At 66.5% G+C, this 15,588-nt stretch carries 16 protein-coding genes; 13 read left to right on the top strand and 3 right to left on the bottom strand.

The genetic code is table 11. From position 1 onward, the window contains the following. Positions 1-7 precede the first annotated feature (7 nt). The 8 genes from AC50YA_RS11780 (at position 8) to AC50YA_RS11745 (ending at position 8,714) form a co-directional block, all read left to right on the top strand. Positions 8-619, top strand: a complete 612-nt coding sequence (locus tag AC50YA_RS11780; protein ID WP_494982460.1) for a PadR family transcriptional regulator — start codon at positions 8-10, stop codon at positions 617-619. Beyond that, the gene (locus AC50YA_RS11775) at positions 616-1,353 is read left to right on the top strand and encodes an ABC transporter ATP-binding protein (protein ID WP_494982459.1); all 738 of its coding nucleotides are present in this window, start codon (positions 616-618) and stop codon (positions 1,351-1,353) included. The genes AC50YA_RS11780 and AC50YA_RS11775 overlap by 4 nt, the downstream gene beginning before the upstream one ends. Position 1,354: 1 nt before the next feature. Next, complete coding sequence (locus AC50YA_RS11770) at positions 1,355-4,252, top strand: ABC transporter permease family protein (protein ID WP_494982458.1); 2,898 nt, start codon at positions 1,355-1,357, stop codon at positions 4,250-4,252. Between the two features lie 165 nt (positions 4,253-4,417). Next, entirely contained in the window at positions 4,418-4,702 is a 285-nt protein-coding gene (locus AC50YA_RS11765; RefSeq protein ID WP_494982457.1) for a DUF1540 domain-containing protein, read from the top strand. A 215-nt stretch (positions 4,703-4,917) separates the two neighbouring features. Then, positions 4,918-7,221, top strand: coding sequence for a carbon starvation CstA family protein (locus AC50YA_RS11760; RefSeq protein ID WP_494982456.1), 2,304 nt, complete (start codon positions 4,918-4,920; stop codon positions 7,219-7,221). Continuing rightward, entirely contained in the window at positions 7,218-7,421 is a 204-nt protein-coding gene (locus tag AC50YA_RS11755; RefSeq protein WP_494982455.1) for a YbdD/YjiX family protein, read from the top strand. Before AC50YA_RS11760 ends, AC50YA_RS11755 begins: the two co-directional genes overlap by 4 nt. Before the next feature lie 118 nt (positions 7,422-7,539). Further along, the gene (locus AC50YA_RS11750) at positions 7,540-8,226 is read left to right on the top strand and encodes a bacterial proteasome activator family protein (protein ID WP_494982454.1); all 687 of its coding nucleotides are present in this window, start codon (positions 7,540-7,542) and stop codon (positions 8,224-8,226) included. A gap of 8 nt (positions 8,227-8,234) precedes the next feature. Next, positions 8,235-8,714 carry a hypothetical protein gene (locus AC50YA_RS11745; RefSeq protein ID WP_494982453.1) on the top strand — a complete coding sequence of 160 codons (480 nt, stop codon included), beginning with the start codon at positions 8,235-8,237 and terminating at the stop codon, positions 8,712-8,714. A gap of 3 nt (positions 8,715-8,717) precedes the next feature. Here the strand turns inward: AC50YA_RS11745 and AC50YA_RS11740 are convergent, their stop codons facing one another. Together AC50YA_RS11740 and AC50YA_RS11735 are read right to left on the bottom strand one after the other, a co-directional pair. Then, the gene (locus AC50YA_RS11740; RefSeq protein ID WP_494982452.1) at positions 8,718-8,903 is read right to left on the bottom strand and encodes a hypothetical protein; all 186 of its coding nucleotides are present in this window, start codon (positions 8,901-8,903) and stop codon (positions 8,718-8,720) included. A 39-nt stretch (positions 8,904-8,942) separates the two neighbouring features. After that, on the bottom strand, positions 8,943-9,926 hold the full coding sequence (locus AC50YA_RS11735) for a hypothetical protein (RefSeq protein ID WP_494982451.1): 984 nt from the start codon (positions 9,924-9,926) through the stop codon (positions 8,943-8,945). 63 nt (positions 9,927-9,989) lie between these two features. Here AC50YA_RS11735 and AC50YA_RS11730 point away from each other — a divergent pair, with 63 nt between their 5' ends. The 4 genes from AC50YA_RS11730 to AC50YA_RS11715 are packed head-to-tail and all read left to right on the top strand — an operon-like array spanning position 9,990 to position 12,243. Next, complete coding sequence (locus AC50YA_RS11730) at positions 9,990-10,487, top strand: hypothetical protein (protein ID WP_494982450.1); 498 nt, start codon at positions 9,990-9,992, stop codon at positions 10,485-10,487. Between the two features lie 52 nt (positions 10,488-10,539). Beyond that, a complete protein-coding gene (locus AC50YA_RS11725; protein ID WP_494982449.1) occupies positions 10,540-10,710 on the top strand; it encodes a LysR family transcriptional regulator in 171 nt (56 codons plus the stop codon). Further along, entirely contained in the window at positions 10,680-11,324 is a 645-nt protein-coding gene (locus AC50YA_RS11720) for a LysR family substrate-binding domain-containing protein (protein ID WP_494982448.1), read from the top strand. The genes AC50YA_RS11725 and AC50YA_RS11720 overlap by 31 nt, the downstream gene beginning before the upstream one ends. Next, a complete protein-coding gene (locus AC50YA_RS11715; RefSeq protein WP_494982588.1) occupies positions 11,263-12,243 on the top strand; it encodes a glycosyl hydrolase family 65 domain-containing protein in 981 nt (326 codons plus the stop codon). The genes AC50YA_RS11720 and AC50YA_RS11715 overlap by 62 nt, the downstream gene beginning before the upstream one ends. A 29-nt stretch (positions 12,244-12,272) precedes the next feature. Here the strand turns inward: AC50YA_RS11715 and AC50YA_RS11710 are convergent, their stop codons facing one another. Next, positions 12,273-12,725 carry a universal stress protein gene (locus AC50YA_RS11710; protein ID WP_494982447.1) on the bottom strand — a complete coding sequence of 151 codons (453 nt, stop codon included), beginning with the start codon at positions 12,723-12,725 and terminating at the stop codon, positions 12,273-12,275. A gap of 236 nt (positions 12,726-12,961) precedes the next feature. On the opposite strand from AC50YA_RS11710, the gene AC50YA_RS11705 reads away from it, so the two are divergent. Continuing rightward, positions 12,962-15,520, top strand: coding sequence for a cation-translocating P-type ATPase (locus AC50YA_RS11705; RefSeq protein WP_494982587.1), 2,559 nt, complete (start codon positions 12,962-12,964; stop codon positions 15,518-15,520). Positions 15,521-15,588: the final 68 nt, after the last annotated feature.

Below are 15,588 nucleotides of genomic sequence, written 5' to 3'. Positions count from 1 at the left end.
GAGCATCATGTCCATCCGCCACAGCCTCCTCGCCCTGCTGCAGGACCAGCCGCGTTACGGCTACCAGCTCAGGGTTGAGTTCGAAAACCGCACCGGGTCCACCTGGCCCCTGAATATCGGGCAGGTGTACACCACCCTGGACAGGCTGGAACGCGACGGCCTGGTCAGCAATGACGGCAGTGACGGCGAAGGCCACGTGGTCTACAGCATCACCCACGCGGGCAAGGCGGAGGTGCAGAACTGGTTTGCCGCCCCCGTGGAGCGCAACAACCCGCCCCGGAACGAGCTGGCCATCAAACTGGCGCTCGCGGTCACGCTGCCCGGCGTGGATGTGCAGGCCATCATCCAGGCCCAGCGGGTGGCGTCCATCCGGGCGCTGCAGGATTACACCAAGGCCCGCCGCGACACGGCCGCCAACCAGCGGGCGGCGGATACCGCCTGGCTGCTGGTGCTGGATTCGCTGATCTTCCAAACGGAAGCGGAGGTCCGCTGGCTGGACCTTTGCGAGGCCCGGATGCTGCAGCAGGCGCAGACCGCAGGCCAGGCATCACCACGTAAATCGTCCAACGGGGTCACTGTGGAAGAGGCTGCCCCGCTCATCGCGGACAACCGCCGATGAGCGTCCAAGAGCCGCAGCAGGTCCTGGAACTCGCCAAGGTCAGCAGGACGTTCGGTGAAGGCGCGACGGCGGTCGCCGCGTTGCGCGGGGTTGACCTCAGTATCAGCGCCGGCGAGTTCGTCGCCGTGATGGGTCCGTCAGGTTCCGGGAAATCCTCCCTGCTGGCGCTGGCCGGGGGACTTGACCGGCCGACGTCGGGCGGTGTCTTTGTGGAATCGACACCCCTGCGCGGGCTGGGACTGAACGAACTCGCCCGGTTGCGCCGCCGCGCCGTCGGCTACGTCTTCCAGGACTTCAACCTTGTCCCCACCCTGACCGCGGCCGAAAACGTGGCGCTGCCGCTGGAGCTGGACGGGACGCCCACCCGGAAGGCGCAACGCCAGGCGCTGGATGCGCTGCGGCAGGTGGGAATCCCGGAACTCGCGGACCGCTTTATGGACCAGATGTCCGGCGGACAGCAGCAGCGGGTGGCCATCGCGCGGGCCATCGTGGGCGACCGCCGGCTGATCCTGGCCGACGAACCTACGGGAGCCCTGGATTCCACTACCGGCCACGGCGTGATGGAAGTGCTCCGCGGGCGTGCGGATGCCGGCGCGGCCGTGATGCTGGTGACCCATGAGGCCAGGCATGCCGCGTGGGCTGACCGGGTGGTTTTCCTCCGGGACGGGCGGATCGTGGACCAGGCGGCTGCCATGCACGATCCCGCCATGCTCCTCTCCCAGACCGGCAACTGACGTGGCACTCACTCTCGACCCGGCGCCCGGCGGGCGCCGGCAGGCTTTCCGCGTTGCCGTGCGGATGGCGCGGCGCGATATCCGCCGCCACAAAGGGCGTTCCCTCCTGATCATCCTGCTGATCATGCTCCCCGTGGCCGGAATGGCAGGGGCGGCCGCCCTGGTCCAGAGCACCCAGGAGACGGCAGCCGAGCGCGTGCAGTACCAGCTCGGCACCACGCAGGCACGGTTCCGGCCCATGCCCATGGCCAACGGGGTTATGGTCCAGGACCCCGTCGAAGAGCTTCGCATCACCACGAATAACTGGGACACCAACCCTGACTTCACGCCGACTGATCCGCAGGATGCGATTCCGGCCGGCTACGACGTGCTCACAGAATCCACCCTCGACCTCACCGCCGAGTCGGGTGCGGCGGACGTGCGTGTGGTGGGCCGCGCGGTGGACGCCATGGCCCCGGCATTTGCCGGAAAATACACCCTGCTGGACGGCAGGGCCCCCGGGACTGATGCCGAGATGCTGGTGTCACCCGGGCTGCTGAAACGCTTTGGGCTCGGACTGGGGGAGGAACTGGCGACGTCGGCCGGGACGTTTGTTGCGGTCGGAACGCTCCGCGATGCGGGCTATTCGGACAGCAACTCCATCGTCTACCTCAAGCCCGGCCAGGGCAGCGTGGGCGCCCCGTCGCTGCCGGCCTCCGCCGGTCCGGCGCCAACCGCGCAGGCCATCAAGGCCACCATGTATTACCTGGTGGGTTCCGAACCGGTGACCTGGAGCCAGGTCCTGGAGGCCAACGCCGTGGGTGTCACAGTGCTGTCCAGGTCCGTGGTGCTGAATCCGCCGCCGCAAGACCAGCGCGAGCCGGAAGGCGCAGGTACCTCGTCCAGCACGTCGCTGCCGTTCGCCGCCTACGCGGCCGGGGCGCTGCTGGGCGCATTGGCACTGCTGGAGGTGGGGCTGCTGGCGGGAGCCGCGTTTGCCGTGGGCGCCAAGGGGCAGGTCCGGGAGCTGGCTCTGCTCGCCGCGACGGGGGCCGAAAGCCCCACCATCCGCTCGGTGGTCATGGCGGCGGGCCTGTGGCTCGGCGGCATTGGCGTAGCGGTCGGCGCTGCTGTGGGGCTGGCCGCGGCCGCCGGGGTGGTGATCGTTGCGCGCCTGAACGGGTCAGTCCGTTTCCCGGGCTTCCATCCGGACGCGCTGCTGACGGTCCTGGTCATGGTCATGGGCTATGTTGCGTGTCTGCTGGCTGCCTTGGCCCCGGCGCGGCAGGTGGCGCGCCAGGCCGTTCTGGGCGCGCTCAAATCAGGGCGGGCACCGACGCCGGCCGGCAAGAAGTCCACGGCGGTGGGTGCTGTCCTGCTGGGCGTGGCCGCCGCGGCACTGGCGGCCGGCACGTGGCTTGCCGTCAGCAGCGAAGACCCCGATGTGTTCACCTCCAGGACGCCGGTCATTGCCTGGCTCCTGCTGGGAGGCGCGGTACTTGGTGTTACATCCCTGGTTCTGCTGACCGGCAAGGTAGTGGCTCTCCTTGCCAAGCGGGCCGGACGCCTTCCGCTGGCCGCACGAATGGCCGCGCGGGACTCTTCCCGCAACCGCAGCCGGACGGTTCCGGCGGTTGCCGCCGTACTCGCGGCTGCCACCCTGGCCAGTGCCGGCATGGTCCTGGCCGCCAGCCAGCAGGCGAATGAACAGCAAAACCACCACTGGTCCGGGTTGAAGAACCAGGCGGTCCTGCCGCTGTCCGTGGGGCAACCCCTACTGGCTGACGGAACAGTTCCTGATCCGGTGCGGCTTGACCCCGCTGCGGTGGTGTCCGCCCTGAATGGAGCTGTGGACACCGTCGAATGGACCGGGGTGCTGCACACGGCCGCCACCCGGAACTGTGAAATGCGGCCCGAACTGGTTGACGCGTCGCCCGCGCAGACGCCGACGTCGAGCTGCCTGCAGTATTCGCTGGCCACGCCGGAAGGCAACGCGTGCCCCGTGACCGCCGGCCAGCGTGTCCTCGACCCGGAGGACTGGCGCTGCCAGGGAGCGATGCGTCCGTACGAGTCCTGGGGACGTACCGACTCGATCGTCGTCGGAACGGCGGAGGACGTCGAAAGGCTGTTTGGCAAGGCGCCCACGGCCGAAGCACGCGACGTGCTGGCAGCCGGTGGAATGGTGGTGGCCAACCCCGTGTTTGTCCGCGACGGGCATGCGTCCTTGGTGGCGCACGATGTGCGCAAGCCCGCGCCTTTGGTCCCCGGCTCGTCCGAATTCCAGGGGTACCAGGAGACGGGGCGGACGGAAGTGGCTGCGGCGGTGCTGGAGCCGGAGGTCAATGTGCCCTACTACGGAGTAGTGTCCCCGGAAGCTGCAGCGGCGGCCGGTATGCGGGTGGATAACGGCGCCCTGCTGGTCCAGCTCAGCGCCTACCCTGATGCCGCCCAGGCGGACAAGGTGTCCGCCGCCCTCGCCGGCATCTATGCGGACAGGTTCGGGTCGATGTATGTCGAGCGCGGAGCCGAGCGGGACGCATCGCTGATCCTCTGGTCCATCGTGGGGCTGGGAGCGCTGATCACGCTCAGCGCGGCAGGCATCACCACGGGACTGTCCATGGCGGACTCGCGGAAAGACCACGTGACCCTTGCCGGGGTGGGTGCGGCCCCAGGCTTGCGGAAGGCGCTCGCGGGTTCGCAGGCGCTGATGACGGCGGGGCTCGGAACGGTGTTGGGAAGTGTTGCCGGGATAGTGCCCGCCGTGCTGCTGGTGACGGCAACCGGGATGGCGCGGACCGCGGTCGTGCCCTGGCTCCAACTCGTGGCGCTGCTGATCGCCGTGCCGCTGACGGGTGCTGCCCTGGCCTGGCTGTTTACCCGGGCGAGGCTTCCGGTGTCCCGCCGGGAGGTGGGGACCTGAGCTGTCTTCCGCGGCGGCTGAGTTGGCTTGGGAGTTGGGCAAGGGAGGTGGGCAGGGCCGGGAATTAGGTCACACAGTTGGGTCTTTTTGATTGGGCCGAACAGGCCTACCGTGGGATTCAGGGCGCTGTCCGTCCCGGACAGCCGAAGTGCGGAGGAACCTCTCATGACAACACATGTTGCCGACTGCAGTGTTACCCGTTGCTCCTTCAACGACCATGAAGGCTGCACAGCCCATGCCATCACTGTGGGTGGGAGTGAAGACCACGCCAGCTGCACCACGTTCATCGACACCGGCATGCATGGCGGGCTGCCCAAGGTCCTGGCAGATGTCGGAGCATGCCAGCGCGCCGAGTGCGTGCACAACGACCACCTCATGTGCAATGCCAGTGAAGTCCATGTGGGCCCCGGCGCTGACAACGCGGACTGCCTCACTTACGCACACGCGTAATCACGGCACGGGTAGCTACGTCTCCCACTGTGGATCAAACACGACGGCCTCCGTCCGGGAAACCGTGGACGGGGGCTTTTGTGCGCTCGGCGACTCCCGCCTGCCGTTCACCGCAATGACACGCGGCGCGGGGACAATGCCGCTTCCTCGTTGGCGCGGCATTGGTAGGGTGCCTTTGAGCAACTCACAGAAGCACCAATTCTCAAGGAGGAGACATGGCCAGCAGGCCTGACGAACCGGTAAGTGCAGCGAAAGGAAGCGGCCCATTGACCGCCGATCCGAAGCTTCCGCCAACGGCCGTGGATGCGGCCGTCCGCGAGGCCGAAGACAAGAAATGGACCCCGGCCAAGATCGCCCTCTGGGCAGCCATCGCACTGCTCGGCGGCGTCGCCTGGTTCATGCTGGCGATCGTCCGTGGCGAAACCGTCAACGCGATCTGGTTCGTTTTTGCCTCGGTCTGTACGTACCTGATCGGTTACCGCTTCTACTCCAAGGTGATCGAACGCCTCATCACCAAGCCGGATGACCGCCGCGCCACGCCGGCGGAATACAAGGCTGACGGCAAGGACTATGTCCGCACGGACCGCAACGTGCTGTTCGGCCACCATTTCGCCGCCATCGCCGGCGCCGGCCCGCTGGTCGGGCCGATCATCGCGGCCCAGATGGGCTACCTGCCCGGCACGATCTGGATCATCATCGGCGTTGTGCTCGCCGGCGCGGTCCAGGACTACCTGGTGATGTTCTTCTCCATGCGCCGTGGCGGCCGTTCCCTCGGCCAGATGGCCCGCGAAGAACTGGGCGTCATCGGCGGCACGGCTGCACTGATCGCCACGCTGCTCATCATGGTGATCATTGTGGCGATCCTCGCGCTCGTCGTCGTCAATGCACTGGGCGAAAGTCCGTGGGGCGTGTTCTCGGTGGGCATGACCATCCCGATTGCGCTGTTTATGGGCGTCTACCTGCGCTACATCCGGCCGGGCAAGATCATGGAAGTCTCCCTGATCGGCTTTGTGCTCCTGATGGCCGCCATCATCGGCGGCGGCCTGGTAGCGGACACCGAATGGGGCTCCGCGTTCTTCACCCTGGACAAGGTGACCATTGCCTGGGGCCTCATTGTCTACGGCTTCATCGCGGCCATCCTTCCGGTCTGGCTGCTCCTGGCTCCCCGCGACTACCTCTCCACGTTTATGAAGATCGGCGTGATCGTGATGCTCGCGCTCGCCATCATCGTGGTCCGCCCTGAGATCACTGTCCCGGCCTTCAGCGAGTTCGCCAGCCGGGACAACGGACCGGTTTTCCCGGGTGCCCTGTTCCCGTTCCTGTTTGTCACCATTGCCTGCGGGGCGCTATCCGGCTTCCACGCCCTGATCTCCTCGGGCACAACCCCGAAGCTGATCGAGAAGGAACGCCAGACCCGCTTCATCGGCTACGGCGGCATGCTGATGGAATCGTTTGTGGCCATCATGGCGCTGGTCGCGGCCATCTCCATTGACCGCGGGCTCTACTTCGCCATGAACGCGCCGGCGGCCCTGACCGGCGGCACGGTGGAAACCGCGGCGGCCTGGGTTAATGGCTTGGGCCTGTCCGGGGTCAACATCAGCCCGGCCCTGCTCGCGGAGACGGCAGCCAACGTGGGCGAGCACAGCATTGTCTCCCGGACCGGCGGCGCGCCCACGCTCGCCGTCGGCCTCGCGCACATCATGCAGCAGTTCATCGGCGGCACGGCGCTGATGGCGTTCTGGTACCACTTCGCCATCATGTTCGAGGCGCTGTTTATCCTCACCGCAGTCGACGCCGGTACCCGCGTTGCGCGCTTTATGCTGCAGGACTCCATCGGCAACTTCGTCCCGAAGTTCAAGGAAGCCTCCTGGCGGCCGGGAGCATGGCTGTGCACGGCCGTGATGGTGGGTGCCTGGGGTGCGGTGCTGCTTATGGGCGTGACTGATCCGCTGGGCGGCATCAACACCCTGTTCCCGCTCTTCGGCATCGCCAACCAGCTGCTGGCCGCGATCGCGCTGTCCGTGTGCCTGGCCATCGTCGCCAAGCGGGGGAGCTTCAAGTACCTCTGGATCGTGGCCGTGCCGCTGGCCTTCGCGGCGGTAGTGACCATCACCGCCAGTTACCAGAAGATCTTCTCCTCGACACCCGCCGTCGGCTACTTCGCCAACAACGCAGCCTTCAGCAAGGCACTCGCGGACGGCAAGACGGAATTCGGCTCAGCCAAGAGCGTGGCCGCCATGGAAGCCGTGGTGCGCAACACCGCGATCCAGGGCTGGCTGTCCGTCATCTTTGTGGTGCTGAGCATCATCGTCATCGCCATGGCGATCGTGTCCACCATCAAGGCCTTCCGCAACCATTCCGCGGGGATCCCGAACATCGACAACGAGGACGAGGCCCGGCCGTCAAAGGTCTTCGCGCCCGCAGGTCTGATCCCCACAGCCGCGGAACGTGAGCTGCTGGCCGAGTGGAACAAGCTGCCCGCCGACCTGCGGTTCGAAAGGGCAGGTCACCACAAATGAGCTCCGGCCTGGCCGCTGTCGCAACAGGGTTCCGGGGTTTCGCCCGGTACCTCGGCGGCGTGCTCGGTGCTGATGCGTACGCCAAGTACCTGGCGCACCACCTAGCGGCCGGACACGGGGAGCCCCCGCTGACGGAACGCGAGTTCTGGCGGGACCGGACGGACCGCCAGGACTCCAACCCGCAGGGCCGGTGCTGCTGATGCTGACGGCCGGCGAGCCTTCACCGGCCGGCCAGCCTTCATCGGCTGCGCTGTGCGTCCTCTACTGGCGGCGTCATCCATTGGGCTGTGCGTCCTCCGCTCGTGAGAGTATGAACGCATGAGCGATCCGACAGACACTCAGCCTGATGATGTCCCCGTTGAGGGCAGGACCCTCGACAACGGCGAACCGGCCATGCCGGCTGCGGCCAGCCCGGCTGGCACCGTCGCCGGAGCTGCTGGCCCGGTCAGTACCGGCCCGGCGGCTACAAGCACGTCACCCGGGGGCAAGACGAAAGGCAGCAACCTGCAGGACCTTGTGGACGAGCCTGCGAAAGTCATGCGGATCGGCACCATGATCCGGCAGCTCCTGGCGGAGGTTAAGTCAGCTCCGCTGGACGACGCCGCGCGCGAACGCCTCGCCGAGATCCACGAGCGTTCCATCAAGGAGCTGGAGGACGGGCTGGCCCCGGAGCTCGTTGAAGAGCTGGAACGGATCAGCCTGCCCTTCCCGGAGAACGCCACGCCGTCCGACGCCGAGCTTCGGATCGCCCAGGCGCAGCTGGTGGGGTGGCTGGAAGGCCTCTTCCACGGCATTCAGACGGCTATCGCCGCCCAGCACGCGGCACGGGAGCAGGCCGCCGCGCAGATGCACCTGAGGCAGCTTCCGCCGGGCACCATGATCGCCCCTGGTGTGGTTATCGGGGAGAACGGCGAGCCGCAGAGGGCAACCGCCGGGCAGCGTTCCGGTCCGGTGCCGTCCGGCCAGCCGGAGGACCCGGACCACGGCCCCGGCCAGTACCTCTAGGTTCCTGCGTGGGATTCTTTACTGCCGCCCGCCAAGGGCGCAAGGACGATGCTGAGCTGGGGAAGGGCCTTTGGCGCCGCGCCCACGGTCGTTTCCACCGGGGCCTGGACCGCTATCACCAGGTCCTCGAAGGTGTTGAAGACGAGCAGCTTTATGCCGAACTGGTGGAAGTAGCCAACGAGCTGGCGGGGCTCATGGAGCGCGTCCGAGTTGTTTGCGTCGAGGCCCAGCGGCGGTCGCCCAGCGAGGGTCTGGACATTCCCGGGGACTTGGCAGGTGTGCACCGCTCGCTGTCGAAGGCGGGCAATTCGCTGGCCACCACTGCCGAGGCTGCCGCCATGCTGCGGCTCGCCGTCGGTCCCATCCCGGTGGGCGCGGCCTCAGTGCGCCGCCGCGCGGAATCGGTGTTTGAGCAGGTGGCCGACGCCGAACGCCGGCTCGCCGAGGATGCCGCCGCCGGCGGCCAGCCCGAAAGCCTTTCCGGCTAAACGTCAGGCGGCGATCCGGGCCTGCCCCACGGCAACAGCGTCGATGACGGCCCACGATTCCTCGCTGCCGCAGTTCCGGCTGGCGAAACGTTCGGCTTCCTTCAGGGAGTCGAAGCTTTCACTGAAGATCCGGCCGCAATCGGCGTCGAAGTACGTGACGTGAAATTCCTGTGCAAGTTGGTTTTCCATAAATCCAGTCTGCAACCGGGGTCTGACAATAACCGTTCATCAGTCCCGCGTGTTGCCCAGGCGGAGCACCCGCTCCTGCGCGAGCATCGCTGAGCGCTTGGCCTTATCAGCTGCCCGCGCCGCCTGCTTGGCCTCGGCGGCCGCCGTTCCCAGGCTTTTCCTGGCGCTTTCCAGCTGCTCCTCCGCGGCTTTGAGCCGGTCGCGGAGCTCACGTGTTTCGCGGGTCAGGTCCGCGACTTCAGCCTCCGTGTCCGCCAGCTGCCTTTGCCGGTCCGCAGCCAGCCGGGCGGATTCCTCCTCGGCTGCCTTGGCCTCGCCCACGGCGGCGCTGGCTTTCTCCCGGGCCGTGGGGGACGCCGGCCGCGGAGTCTCCCGGACGGCCTTGAGGCGCGGCTGGTCCGCAGGCTTGCGGGCGTGTTGTTCCGCCGTCGTCCGTTCTTCCTGCCCTGGTGCGGCGGCAGGTGGCTCTTTGGGAGTGAGCTGGTGTGCGGCCCGCGGCGCGGGTACAGCGCCCGGAACAGCCACAGCCCCCTCGAGATCCACGGTGTCCACGCCGTCGGCGGACAATGCCTGGACCAGCAGCCCGCTTTGGACGGCGGCGGTGGCACCTTCGTCGGCTGTCATCGCCTGCAGGGTCCGCTCGACGTCGGCGGCGATCGTTGCGCTGATGCTCCGCCCCTGGCGTTCGGCTACGGAGCGGGCGGTGCCGACGGCGGCCCCCAGCAGGGTGCGGCGCTCCCGCGCCAGTTCCCTTAGCGCGGCGGCGTCGAGGGATGCCTGGGCCCGCCGCATCCGTTGGCCAAGCCCGGCAAGCTGCGCGAGCATTCCCGGCTCATGGATGGCCATCATGTTGACGGCCCAGGCCGCCACTGACGGCTTCTGTAAGGCATTGACGGCGGCCGGGAGCTCTTTCCCGGAACCGGCGGCGGCGGCCTTGGCTGCGGCCGTCCGGGCAGCCACAAATTCCTCGAAAGGCAGGGCATACAGCTCGACCGCGATAGCCGCCAGTGCCTTGTCATCCATGCACGCCATCATAGGGGGATAGGCTGGGCGTGGCAGTGAAGCCTTACAGCCTAGACTGGCCGCATGAGAAGAGTGTGGGGGCTCATTGTCCGTCCAGCGGTGCTGATGTTGGCTGTCTGTATTCCAGTTGCCGGCTGCTCGACCGCCTGTCCCGCTATCGGTTGGGTCAATTCGGTCACCGTTGAATTGGCTGGCGATGTCTCGCGTGTGGATACCGTGCAGCTGTGCGCCGAGGGCGCATGTTCGGAACTGCGCCCGGAGCCCGGGACAGCAGCGCCGCGTATTGTCGTGACAACGCCGCTGGATGCGTCGGCTCCGTTCACCCCTGAACCCCAGCCGACGATGGCCCCGTTTTACGCTGAAAGGGTCGACGCCGATACGTGGCGGTTCACGGTCAATATGAGCTCCCCTGACCACGTGACGGCCAAAGCGCTGTCTGCCACAGGCGAGGTCCTTGCCGTGAAGGAAACCGATCTGGACTGGAAACGGGTGGGCGGCTCAGCCCAATGCGGCGGGCCGTCGGAAGCGTCGCCGGTAGAGCTCACGGTCCCCAACGGCTGAGCGAGGGCGTCTTGGTACCCGTGCCAAGGTATCGCGGGATTAGGCTGTGCCGGTGGAACTTCGATGGATGCGTACCTTTGTTGCGGTGGCAACTGAACTCAACTACGGCCGGGCCGCCCAACGGCTGCACCTGACCCAGTCGGCAGTGAGCCAGCAGATCTTTCAGTTGGAGAAGGACGTTGGGTTGAGCTCGTGGACCGGTCCGGCCGCGCGGTCAGACTGACCCCGTCCGGGGAGGGCTTCCTGCCGCTCTGCATTGAGACTGAGACGACGGCGGACAACGCCGTCCGCGCGGCGCTGAATTCAGGAAGCGCTGACCGGGGTGCGGTGCGCATCGGATTTGCTGGGGCCCGCTCGACGGCGTCGGTGGCCACCCTTGCCAGAGCGGTGCGGGATCTCCACCCCGGGATCGAGCTGCGGATCACCGCATCACACTCAAGCTCCGGCATCATGGAGCTCCTGCAGGCCGACAGCCTGGATGTCGGCTTCACCGGGATGCGGCGAAGCGTGCCGGGAATCGCCACCCGGCTGATCAGCTCGCAGCGGCTCGGCGTTGTGGTTGCTTCTGACCATCCCCTGGCCAAGAGGGCATCAGCGCGGCTGGGCGGATTTTCCGACGCGCCGTTCATTCTCACGGATCGGGAGTCCGGGCTGCAGTTGCGGGACGAAGCGATCGAAGCGTGCGTTGATGCTGGCTTTCGTCCCCGCGTTGTGCAGGAGGTCCCCGACACCCTGACCGTTACTGATCCTGGAGGTGGCACGGCTCGTGACCTCCATGGCCGAATACGACCAGGCAGCGGACAGGTTCCATCTTCGGGGCATCATGGGTCCGGATGAATATCACACCGGCTACCCGGACAACCTCGGCGCAGGGCTTGACGATAACGCGTACACGAACGTCATGGCCGCATGGGTATGCGCCCAAGCCTGTGGGATCATGACACTGCTCCACGGTCACGACCTTGAGGACCTCCAGGCACGCCTCACGATAGAGCCCTCGGAAATCGCAAGTTGGCGGCACGTCAGCAAACGGATGTTCGTACCGTTCCACGAAGGCATCATCAGCCAGTTCGCCGGATACGAAGAACTCCAGGAACTGGACTGGGAGCACTACCGGAACGCCTACACAAACATCGAACGCCTGGACCTGATCCTCGACGCCGAGGGAGACAGCACGAACCGGTACAGGCTGGCCAAACAGGCTGACGTCCTCATGCTGCTCTACGTCCTTGGCGAGAAGGAATTGACGCTCTTCCTGGCCGGGCTGGGTTATGAAGTGTCCGCCGCGCAGCTCGAAGAGACGATCGATTATTATCTGGCACGCACGGCGCACGGCTCCACCACCAGCCGGGTGGCCCACGCCTCAGTGTTGGCGTCAAGGGACCCGGACCGGGCCTGGAGTACCTTCCGTGAAGCCCTCGCAGCTGATCTTGACGACACTCAGGGAGGCACCACACGGACAGGTATCCACCTTGGCGCGATGGCAGGAACCATCGACGTTGTGCAGCGAAGCTTTGCCGGCCTCAGGATGACCAGTGACGCGCTCCTATTCTCTCCGAAGATGCCCAAAGGGATAAGAAAGGTGTCATTCCATGTCCGCTACCGGGACCATTTGCTCGCAATCAACCTCGAGCACGGTAAATTGACTGTCTCAGCAGCTCCCGGGGACGCTCCCGCCATCCGCCTGCAGGTCGGCTCCGAACAGGTCCTTCTGGGCGCCGGCGAAACACGGCAATTCCCGCTTGATGCAGGCTAAGAAAAAGTCAGGACGACGGCGGGAATCACCTACGAAGCGGGTTCTTCCGCCCGGGGGGAGTGCACCACCAGGACAGGACAGTGCGCGTGGGCGACGCAGGCGGCGCTGACCGACCCGAGCAGCAGGCCGGCAAAACCGCCATGCCCGCGGCGTCCGACCACAAGCAGAGAGGCGCGCCTGCTTCCATCAACCAACGACGTCCGTGCCGATCCGTGGACGAGCCTGGCACTGACATGGTGGGGACGTTCGGGGCCAAAGGCTTCCCCGAGTGCATGCTCCACGTTCTCCTCCGCTTCGCGGGCGAAACCTTCCACTCCCATGGCCAGGTAACCTTCATAACCCGCCGGATACTCCCAGCACCCCCATGCTTCCAGGCGGGTCCCAAGGGCCAGCGCCAAGCGAGACCCCTGGCGCAGTGCTTCGATGGATGCGTCAGAACCGTCCACGCCGACGATGACCTTCTCCTCAGCGGCCTTGGCCATAACTTCTCCTCGCGGACCCTACGTGCACAGGCTTCCTCAAAGCATGTACCCGGCGGTTAAGGACGAACAGGGTCCAAGGTCACGACGCCGGCACAGCGTCCGCATCAACGTCCCGGACCCCACCATGACCTTTGGCCCTAGACGCTACGGCCCACCTGGTGAAGCCTGTCAACGAACCAGGCTTCGGCGAATTTGGAGTAGCAGTGACGCAACGAGGGGGTCCGCCCCGATTCGGACTGGATGCAACCGGTCTGAGTTCTGAACGCGCCGCAGCATTGCTCAGGGAGTCGGGGCCAAACGTTCTTCCCACCGCGAAGCCGGTACGGCAGTGGCGGAAGCTCCTGGGCGAGTTGACGCATTTTTTTGCACTGATGCTGTGGTGCGCCGCTGCACTTGCCTTCGTCGGAGGCCTCCCGGAGCTTGGCGTCGCCATCATCGTAGTGGTCGTCGTCAACGGGATTTTCGCCCACATCCAGCAGGAACGTGCCCAGCACGCGGCCGCAAAACTGCGCGCGCTGCTGCCCGCTGACGTCTCCGTCCGCCGGGACGGACACATCCTGAGGGTTCACACCAGTGAGCTGGTCCCGGGTGACGCCGTGGTCCTGACAGCGGGTGACAGGGTGCCCGCCGACGTCGTCCTGACTGTTGCCTCCGGCTGTGCCGTGGACGAGTCAATGCTGACGGGCGAAAGTGAAGCGGTAGCTAAGGCCAGTGGCGACAGCGCCTGGGGCGGGACGTTCCTCGTCAACGGAGACGCAGACGCGGTAGTGTCCCACACAGGTGGACACACGCGGCTTGCCGGAATCTCCGCGCTGACCAGTGGAACAGTATCTCCGCCGACACCGCTGGCCCGTGAGCTGCGCCGGATCGTCCACATCATCGCGACGGTCGCACTGGCCGTCGCCGGGTTCTTCTTCCTTGTGTCCTTGTTGGTAGGCATCCCTTGGCAGGGCGCCTTCCTCTTCGCCATCGGCGTCGCCGTTGCCTTGGTCCCCGAGGGGCTCCTGCCGACCGTCACTCTCTCGCTGGCGATGGGGGCCCAACGGATGGCGGCGCGGAACGCCTTGGTCCGCAATCTGGAGGCCGTGGAAACTCTGGGATCCACCACTTTCATCTGTTCCGACAAGACGGGAACCCTGACGCAGAACAGGATGAACGCCGTCGAAGTCTTTACAGCCGACGGCCGTGCGAAGGTGACGGGGGAGGGTTACCAGCCGGAGGCCGACATAGAGGGAACCGGGATCTCCGCGGCCACCAGAACCGCGCTCGCGGCACGGGCCGCCTCCCAGGGCAGGGCTGTCCTCCACGGAGTTGAGTGGAGGACGGCGGGGGATCCGATGGAGGCTGCCATTGACGTTCTGGCGCGCCGTCTTTCCGGGTCCGCTCCCGTAGATGCGATGCCTGCGCGGCGGTTCGCGTTTGATCCCCGCCGTCGGCGTGAATCGGTCATTGTCGGCGCCACCCTCTTTGTTAAAGGGGCGCCCGAATCGGTCCTGGCGCTCTGCGGAGGGTCCGTAGGCGCTGCGGCGGAAGAAGTTGAAGCGATGGCTTCGCGGGGGCTGCGGGTCATGGCGGTCGCGATGCGTGAGCTGCCCGGTCCGGTGCAGGATTGGCTGGGGCGCCCTCCCGAGGAGGCTGAAGTGGAGCTCACCCTGCTGGGGCTGATCGCCCTCCACGACCCGCCCCGGCCGGACGTGGGGGAGGTGATCCAGACTGCCCGCGAAGCCGGGATCAGGGTCGGGATGATCACAGGCGACCATCCCGCCACGGCTGCGGCGATTGCCCGGGAAATCGGTCTGATGGGTTCCCCGGAACTGGTTCTGGAAGGATCGCAGTTTCCTGAGGACGAACAGGTTCTTGGCGCCTTGCTGGACCGGGATGGCATTGTGGTGAGCCGGGTCTCGCCGGAACAGAAGCTGCGGGTGGCCAAGGCGCTGCAGAGCCGCGGCCACGTCGTGGCCATGACAGGCGACGGCGTCAACGACGGTCCCGCGCTGCAGGAGGCTGATATCGGGGTGGCCATGGGACTCAGCGGAACTGACGTTGCCCGTGAAGCTGCCGATCTGGTGCTCCTGGATGACCACTTCGCCACGATCGTCTCAGCCATCGAACAGGGCCGGACCACGTACTCCAACATTCACCGCTTCCTGACCTACCACCTGACAGACAACGTTGCCGAACTGACGCCCTTCGTCATCTGGGCACTGTCCGGCGGCCAGTTCCCGCTCGCCCTCGGTGTACTGCAGATCCTCGCCCTCGACATCGGCACCGACCTCCTTCCCGCCCTCGCCCTGGGCGGCGAACCGCCAGGAAAGGGAGTGCTGAAGCGGCCACCGGAAAAGCGGCACCTCATGGACCGCCGGCTGATGTTCCGGGTGTTCTGCGTGCTGGGTCCCGTGGAAGCGGCCATGGAAATGACGGCGTTTTCCGTGGTGCTGTTCGGCGGCGGGTGGACGCGCGGAGACCCGCAGGATGCCGATCTGGTGATGGCGGCGTCCGGAGCCGCCTTCACCGCCGTCGTGCTTGGCCAGCTGGCCAATGCTTTCGCCTGCCGCAGCGCCACCCTGCCGCCCTGGAAGCAGGGCTGGCTCACTAATCGCCTGCTGCTCTGGGCGGTGCCGGCAGAAATCGGCGCTTTGGCAGTGTGCCTTTACGCAGTGCCTGTTTCCGCCGTACTTGGACACCTCCCGCCGCCGCTCCTCGGGTTCGCCGTTGCGGCTTTGGCTGTTCCCGCGGTGCTGGCAGCCGACTGGGCTTACAAGAGGCTAAGACGGCACGGAACAAAAGCCGGATAGCACCCTTCTCACGCCGGAGTCCGCAGGACCAAAGCCTCTGCTGCTGCCGCGGCTGACCCGGGAGGATC

It is taken from the genome of Pseudarthrobacter sp. RHLT3-21, from assembly GCF_059383495.1.
The sequence above is the reverse complement of the archived record's forward strand: the minus strand, read 5'-3'. Positions and strand labels throughout refer to the sequence as shown.

Bases quoted from the DNA above. Each gene is read 5' to 3' on its own strand.
- AC50YA_RS11730 (WP_494982450.1), top strand. From the start codon at position 9,990: ATGAGAAGAGTGTGGGGGCTCATTGTCCGTCCAGCGGTGCTGATGTTG.
- AC50YA_RS11710 (WP_494982447.1), bottom strand. From the start codon at position 12,725: ATGGCCAAGGCCGCTGAGGAGAAGGTCATCGTCGGCGTGGACGGTTCT.
- AC50YA_RS11775 (WP_494982459.1), top strand. From the start codon at position 616: ATGAGCGTCCAAGAGCCGCAGCAGGTCCTGGAACTCGCCAAGGTCAGC.
- AC50YA_RS11750 (WP_494982454.1), top strand. From the start codon at position 7,540: ATGAGCGATCCGACAGACACTCAGCCTGATGATGTCCCCGTTGAGGGC.
- AC50YA_RS11765 (WP_494982457.1), top strand. From the start codon at position 4,418: ATGACAACACATGTTGCCGACTGCAGTGTTACCCGTTGCTCCTTCAAC.
- AC50YA_RS11735 (WP_494982451.1), bottom strand. From the start codon at position 9,926: ATGGATGACAAGGCACTGGCGGCTATCGCGGTCGAGCTGTATGCCCTG.
- AC50YA_RS11760 (WP_494982456.1), top strand. From the start codon at position 4,918: ATGGCCAGCAGGCCTGACGAACCGGTAAGTGCAGCGAAAGGAAGCGGC.
- AC50YA_RS11740 (WP_494982452.1), bottom strand. From the start codon at position 8,903: ATGGAAAACCAACTTGCACAGGAATTTCACGTCACGTACTTCGACGCC.
- AC50YA_RS11715 (WP_494982588.1), top strand. From the start codon at position 11,263: ATGGCCGAATACGACCAGGCAGCGGACAGGTTCCATCTTCGGGGCATC.
- AC50YA_RS11755 (WP_494982455.1), top strand. From the start codon at position 7,218: ATGAGCTCCGGCCTGGCCGCTGTCGCAACAGGGTTCCGGGGTTTCGCC.
- AC50YA_RS11780 (WP_494982460.1), top strand. From the start codon at position 8: ATGTCCATCCGCCACAGCCTCCTCGCCCTGCTGCAGGACCAGCCGCGT.